This is a genomic window from Maribacter corallii (assembly GCF_047345415.1).
GTDB lineage: Bacteria > Bacteroidota > Bacteroidia > Flavobacteriales > Flavobacteriaceae > Maribacter_C.
The window spans coordinates 114,658-121,625 of record NZ_JBLFEP010000008.1 but is presented as its reverse complement, the minus strand read 5'-3'; the positions used below and the strand labels follow the sequence as shown (position 1 = coordinate 121,625).

The window sequence follows — 6,968 nt, the reverse complement described above, 5'->3', positions numbered from 1 at the left end:
CGCTTGGAAAACCTCGTCAGTCCTTCTACTCTTGACTTCGACAATTTCTTGAGCGAAAATGCCAAATGGTATTAGAAAGATTAAAAAGGAAAGGATTTTTCTCATAAATTAACTACAACGGTTTAGCTATGAACAGTACGGGAGCAAACTAGCGTTTGCTTTCCGCCACGCGCATAGCCAAACCTTTTTGTTTTGCTTTTTCTTTTTTTATTTAATGCCAAATCCAAAAGATTTGGCGGTATCTGTTGATATTCCGGGTTTATGGTTTAAGTAACTAAGCCCGTATTGTTTATAGGTTTTGTTATCTCTTGTTTTTATTCAGTTCGTGTACGTGTATAAAAGGGTTATGTGTTGGGGATTGATTATCAATTGGAAGTTTAGTCCAAATCATTCGCGTACTATCTGGGCTTTTTGTTAAATCAATTTGCCTAAATTCAGTTAGCAGTCCAACTATAGTATCATTATTGTTTTTAAACTCAAAATCCACATAATTTTGATTTTTTGATTTAAAGGTTATAACCTCTTTTTTGTCAAGAATAAAGTTGACAAAATCTACTGTTAGTTCCTTTTCGGTTATTGGGTCTTTTATTGAGTCCAATTCGGAATGTAATGTTATTCGTCCTTTTATAATACTGTCTTTAGCCATCTTAGCTTCAAATTCGTAAAAATTGCTTTTAGCAATGTCTAGGATACCATTTTCATAAATTTTCTTATTCCAACAAAGTGTGTCTCCGTATTCAGATATGTATAATTCTAACTCACTTTTTATTACTCCATTATCATCAACATATCTAATCCATTTTTTTTGGTATTCGATTAATTTAGATTTGGTCGATTCAACTAGGGAATCTTTTCGAATCTCCATCTTATTTCCACTTTTGGAATTGGATTTATTATTACAATTCCAACTGAGAATTCCAATGACTAATATCGATATGTATATTTTTTTTTTCAAATAAGAGATAACGGTTGAGCTATGAACAGTACAGGAGCAAACTATCGTTTGCTTTCCGCCACGCACATAGCGAAATCTTTTTGTTTTGTTTTTTCTTTTCCTGTCCAAAGCAAAATCCAAAAGATTTTGCGGACTTGATAAAAATACACAAACCCCGCGATTAAGCCCGTAGCCCGTATTGTTTATAGGTTTTGTTATCTGCTGGCTTTTACACGAAAATCGCGACGTTTTCTTAGAGTATAGATTTCATTCGCTAAGTCCAATTTACCGAGTTTTTTCCATATTAAAAACGGGTCTTCATTAGGACTTTTTTGCAACTCAAGTCTCTTTTGGAATTCAATAGACTCCTTTGAACCAGAAGGAGGCGCATTGGTGTTTTCAAAAGACCTGCTTATTCCACAAATGTTCATTCTTAAAAATCCGTCCTCCATATGACCATATACGAGCCATGTCCCAATTCCGTCAATATATGGGGTGCAATATCTCCAATTTAGTCCTAGATAAACGTTTCCTTGTACATCCCCACCGTCCAGCGATTCTATAACAGTAATTTTATAAGAATCATCATCATTAATTTCGGTTATCTTTCCAATGAAGATACACTCAGATATTTGAATTTCACGCTCTTGTAATTCGACAAGACTTTTATGAATACAATCACATGCAATAATTTTTTTTGGAATAATTACTAAAATTAATACTAGCAATATTTTGTTCATTTATAAAATTTTTGAGCTTGAAGATAACGGCGGAGCTATGCGTAGTGGGGGAGCGGGAATGCAATTCCCGTTGCGCCACGCCACGTAGCAAAAGCTTTTTGTTTTGTTTTAATTTTTCTTGTCCAAAGCAAAATCCCAAAGATTTTGCGACATCATAAAAATACGCAAACGCTGCGACTAATAACCTTAGCCCGCATTACTCATAGGTTTTGTTAGCAAAAGTTGCGACACGTTGGAGTAAGCACAGGCTCTTTACGCAGATTAGGTTTCGATTGCATATCGATTCGAGAACGATTCCATAACGATTGCGCAGATTGGAACGTTCTGTACCCGTTTTGAGTAAAGTCCATTTGCACAAACTAGCTAAGAAGTCCATCAGCGCAACTGTTGCGTCTGAGAAAGGTCCATTTGCGCAAAAAAATCCGAGGACTTACGTCCTTAAAATGACAAGATATTTACCGCTGAATTCCGCGAGAAGATTTAATTTTCGAGCGATTTTTGCTAACGGTTTGTATAAGAGCAGTAGCGGATTAACAGCACTAACTTTTCAACTAGCAATATACTTATTTGAACGCAAAAACGGTTCAGGTTAACACCTAAACCGCTATTGCTTTTATACCATGTTGTGCACAGGCTATTTTACTACCGGTACGTCACTAACAAGCTGCCATCCATTTTTTTCGTCTTTAATGAGGATTATGGTTGAAATAAATGTCATTTTAGAACCTATGAATGACACTTTTGCACTGGCATTCGAACCATTGAGTACAATGGTTTCTATTTCTACTTTTCTATTATCTCCGCCATACTCTTTGGTTTTGATTTTTTCAAGATAAGTATCCTTGTTCATTACAGAAACATCGCTACTACCAAATAATCGGTTCATAATGATGCGATAATTATCGTCCAAATAAGTTGCTAATTTGTCGGCATCATTTTTATCCCCGGCTTTTGAGAAGGCTATTATGGTTTCTTTTATGGCTTTTTCGTCAGAAGATTGTGCGTTGCAACCTGCTGACATGAAAAGGGCAAAAATGCCCATTAGAATTATTCTGTTCATTTTTTGTGTTTAAAGTTTTAAAATAAAGATTATTGAATGGGTGAATATGAATTGGAGTTTTATGGGGGTCTGATTCTTTTGCAATTCATAATTTTATGTTTACAGATGTTCGCATAATTGAATGATGCTGAAAATCATCATCTAAACTGTATGCCAAGAGCATAGTCCATTTAGAGTCCGTTGAAAGCTGCTTATGGTATTTACTGGATTTGCCTATTGGTACAGAGAATTTCAATTTGGTCAGATTCCCCTTTTCATGCCCTGAGATAGAAATTACTCGGTTAGGTATGCCTAAATCAGCGATAGGTTTGTAACTGCCTGGCTTTTCGGTATAATATTCTAAAACTTCTGCCTTTCCGTTCCGAATACGCCCCATAAGCAAGTAAGTGCCTGCTAAAGATTTTGTTTCGTTGAATCCAATGGCGACCCAACCATTTGTGGGTGCTTCCATTTCAAAGTGGATGTATTCTTTTTCCATCTTCCAACCTACTGTCATGTTATTCTTACGTACTTTCTTTATGGTGTCCTGTGGCTGAATTTGAGTGATGGTCAATATTGCCATACAAACGATTATTATTTTCATTGTTTTTTAATTTTAGCGGTGAATTCAATTTCGATTAGGAGGTTTTCTCTGGCTAAATCTGATATACCAAGTAGGGTAGTAGCAGGTGCATAACCACTAGTGTAAGTTTGTTTTAGAAAAGCACCTATTTTTTCTTTTTTTACAGCATTCAGGTCGACAACGTAAAATCTAAGATGCAATACGTCTTGCCAACTGCATTTTTGGCTTTCTAACAGGCGCTCTATATTTATTAGTGTTTGCTCAAATTGTTGTTTAAAATCAGAGTTTGATTGAAGTGTGTAATCTTTGTTCCAGCCAACTTGTCCCGAACCGTATATTACATTATTGAAAATTACTGCTTGTGAAAACCCCAAATCGTGAGTTGTATATACATTAGGGTTATTAATTATAGATGTTTTCATGCTACATGAAGCTAAAGTTGAAGTAAGCACAAGGATGAATAATTTATTTATATTAATATCAATCATTGATATATCAATTTAATAAGTAAAAAATTTATGACATATTCTTCTGAATTTTTCCTAAGAGCTGAGTCAACACTTCTAACTCTTGTTCCGTAATCCCTTCAATACTTTTTGCACGATGGCTACTAATAACGGGCATATATTTTTTAATAAAAGACTTTCCTTCCTTTATAAGACAAACACTGTATTGTCGCCTGTTATCTTCAACTGGTCTCCTTTCCACAAAACCTTTTTTGTTCAACAAGTCTAAAGTGCGTGTGATAGAAGCAGGGTCTCGTAGTGACTTGTCAGCCAACTCCTTTTGTGTCAGTCCATCATTTTCTTCAATAATCTTCAATAGTATCCATTGTTCAACAGTGATGCCCATTCCCAGTCTGTCAAATTCTCTTTGCGAATATAATTTAGAGACCTTGCTGGTTTTGTCAATTTGGAAAAGGATGATACTTTCTATATTCATTTGATGATGCAATTATTGATATTGCAATATTAGTAATAATAAATTAGAAACTCGAAATTCTCTGGATTTGTTTTTTATTTGATGGGTTTATTGGCTTGTGCACAACAATTGTATAAACGTACCCAGGTACGTTTATTTCTTTTTTAGAAATACTAATCTAGGGGATTTTTAATGGTTTCAAAAGTATTTACGGCGACATGGGTATATATTTCCGTTGTTTTACTAGACCCATGCCCGAGCAATACCTGAATTTGCCTTAAATCCGCACCAGCCTCCAAAAGATGAGTTGCAAAACTATGTCGCAATACGTGTGGGGTTACTTGTGTTCGTATTCGAGCTCTTTCCGCAGCAGCCTTCACGATTTTTAGAACACTTGCTGCACTATATTTCATTCCTTTCTTGCCTTCGAACAAAAATAGTGCAGGTTCATATTTCATATAGTACTTCCTTAAATCCTTTAAGGCCGTTTTAGACAGTAAAGTGAGCCTGTCCTTATTTCCTTTTGAACCTTCGACCCGAACCAGCATTCGTTTGCTGTCGATGTCCTTTATTTTCAAATTTAATAGCTCACTTCGCCTTAAACCTGAACCGTATAATAATTGAACGATACATCTGTGCTTGAGGTTGTTGGTGTTCTCAATTATTGCGACGACCTCTTCCTTGGAAATTACCTTAGGTAACTTTGATTCTTTCCTTGGCCTTTCAATATCGTAAAACCGGTTGGGCATCCCCAATACCACCTCATAATAGAATTTTATGGCGTTGATCGCTTGATTGACATATGAGTTGGATGCGTTTTTCTGTATTAGGCTTTGTAGGAATACTCTAATGTCACCCTCATCGATAGAATTTAATTCTTTGTCCTTGTGAAAATTGATGAACATCTCAAAGAAGGTCACATAGGTCTTGATGGTGCTATTGGCATATCGCTTTAGCTCTAGTTTTAATAGATACTCCTCAGGACAAAGCCTGTAATCGGGAATCGGTTTTCTTTTCCTGAACCAGGCTACATCAACGGTTTCGTTTTTGGTATTTACCGGTTTATTGGTTAAAAAACGATTGTAGTTTATCCATACCACGCCCTTAAAAGTATTGAAAATAACCCCAAGATTAGCTTTAGTATTGGGTATGTAGGCCATGTTGTATCGTTTACTCCACTTAGGATTTGGAAGTCCCTTGACCAAATTCTGTATTAGTTTATCCGGTGAGAACTTTATGCCTATCATCTTCTGATTGTTTATCATGAGATGGTACAGTGTTATCGATTTCATTGTATTCATAAGACAAGTTTAGCAATGTTTCGTATTTTTAACGGTATATTAAGTTTATAATATGCGTTTGCAAATGACTAATGTGAAAACTTGCCCGGTATGTGGTACTATTGTGAAGGGTAGGTCCGATAAGAAATTCTGCTCTAAAAAATGTAAATCCATAGAGCAATATGAGAATCGACAGAAAACCGAGGTCTTCTACCTGCAGGTCGACAGGCAATTGAAAGTAAACAGGAGGATTCTAAAAAAGTACAACAAATCAGGCTATACTGTCATTAGGAAAAGCAAACTAATTGAAGAGGGGTTCAATCCAAAGTATTTCACTCATTATTGGAAGAACAAAAAAGGTGAGGTTTATCTATTTGTATACGAATATGGATTTTTAAAAAAGAATGATAATGGAAAGGAGAAATATATTTTGGTTACATGGCAGGACTATATGAATTAATAATTTTCGGTGTCAAATAATTCCTTAAATTAGTATTGCAAAAGACGCATAAAATTTGCATCAATTTGTACTATTTTGAACTGGGTTTATAGTTCGGTTAATCATTGATAATAAAGTATATAAAATACTGTTAGTTAGCAAGTTATGATAGAACGTTTAGTTCTGTCATCCCGACTTAACACTTTTAAGTGGATATCAAAGCACTGTCAACTGACTGATTGATAGTGCTTTTCATTTGTATTGTATTCATCCGATATCATCCAAAATCACATAAAAGGTGTAGAGTTCGGTGAATGGATTGGTCCGTTTATTTCCTTTTCAGGATGACTAATCTAGGAGGTTTCCAATACTTTCAAAATCATTTATAGCGACATGGGTATAAACTTCGGTTGACTTGGCTGTGCCATGACCTAAAAGCAATTGTTTGTCCTAAAGGCATGCCTGAACGGGTAGACTACCAAAACTATAGAACAAAATATGGTAGAATCGGTAAAGTTCATACCGCAGCGAGCGATATTAACGAGGCTAGAACTCGAGACCAATTAATTCTATACTATTAATCAGCTAGATTATACAGGATGTCCTGATTCCGATTTGCCTTTTTAGCGAAGAGTCCTTTTTCGATAAGTTAATTGAGATTTTAAGTGAATGGTATTCCTTTAATGATCTTAAGATGTTTATGTAGTACTTATGAGCTATATATTTATGAATAGTAGGAATTTTAAACACTAAATTCAATCTTAAGTTCCCACAATGGATTTGCCCGTTTCATTTAGCGATTTTACCGATATGGGTTCGTTGTAAGTATGCATTTCATCGATGTATTGCACTATACTGCATCAAATATTACAGGTTTCACATCATTTAAACTCAAATTTACAACAAATATTTAATACTCTTATCTTATTAATATTTCTTTTTTTATAAGAAAAAACTGAAAACTTAGTAGGTTTAAAAAACGTATAAATTCAGTTTTTAAAATGGACTATATCATCCTTAATGGCTAACCAC

General features: G+C 35.0%; 8 protein-coding genes. 1 reads left to right on the top strand and 7 read right to left on the bottom strand.

Translation table 11 applies throughout. The annotated features are described in order from the left end of the window. Positions 1 to 301: 301 nt before the first annotated feature. From ACKWCA_RS23760 to xerA, 7 genes are all read right to left on the bottom strand, one after another. The gene (locus tag ACKWCA_RS23760) at positions 302 to 865 is read right to left on the bottom strand and encodes a hypothetical protein (RefSeq protein WP_413980749.1); all 564 of its coding nucleotides are present in this window, start codon (positions 863 to 865) and stop codon (positions 302 to 304) included. A 284-nt stretch (positions 866 to 1,149) separates the two neighbouring features. Further along, positions 1,150 to 1,674, bottom strand: coding sequence for a hypothetical protein (locus ACKWCA_RS23755; protein ID WP_413980748.1), 525 nt, complete (start codon positions 1,672 to 1,674; stop codon positions 1,150 to 1,152). Positions 1,675 to 2,308: 634 nt separating this feature from the next. After that, complete coding sequence (locus ACKWCA_RS23750) at positions 2,309 to 2,734, bottom strand: nuclear transport factor 2 family protein (protein WP_413980747.1); 426 nt, start codon at positions 2,732 to 2,734, stop codon at positions 2,309 to 2,311. Positions 2,735 to 2,819: 85 nt separating this feature from the next. Then, a complete protein-coding gene (locus ACKWCA_RS23745) occupies positions 2,820 to 3,317 on the bottom strand; it encodes a DOMON domain-containing protein (protein WP_413980746.1) in 498 nt (165 codons plus the stop codon). Then, the gene (locus ACKWCA_RS23740; protein WP_413980745.1) at positions 3,314 to 3,784 is read right to left on the bottom strand and encodes a RidA family protein; all 471 of its coding nucleotides are present in this window, start codon (positions 3,782 to 3,784) and stop codon (positions 3,314 to 3,316) included. Before ACKWCA_RS23740 ends, ACKWCA_RS23745 begins: the two co-directional genes overlap by 4 nt. A gap of 28 nt (positions 3,785 to 3,812) precedes the next feature. Further along, positions 3,813 to 4,238, bottom strand: a complete 426-nt coding sequence (locus ACKWCA_RS23735; protein WP_413980744.1) for a MarR family winged helix-turn-helix transcriptional regulator — start codon at positions 4,236 to 4,238, stop codon at positions 3,813 to 3,815. Positions 4,239 to 4,390: 152 nt separating this feature from the next. Continuing rightward, positions 4,391 to 5,518, bottom strand: a complete 1,128-nt coding sequence (gene xerA / locus ACKWCA_RS23730; protein WP_413980743.1) for a site-specific tyrosine recombinase/integron integrase — start codon at positions 5,516 to 5,518, stop codon at positions 4,391 to 4,393. 64 nt (positions 5,519 to 5,582) lie between these two features. Here xerA and ACKWCA_RS23725 point away from each other — a divergent pair, with 64 nt between their 5' ends. Further along, positions 5,583 to 5,957 (top strand): hypothetical protein, encoded by a 375-nt coding sequence (locus ACKWCA_RS23725; RefSeq protein WP_413980742.1) that lies wholly within the window; start codon positions 5,583 to 5,585, stop codon positions 5,955 to 5,957. Positions 5,958 to 6,968: the final 1,011 nt, after the last annotated feature.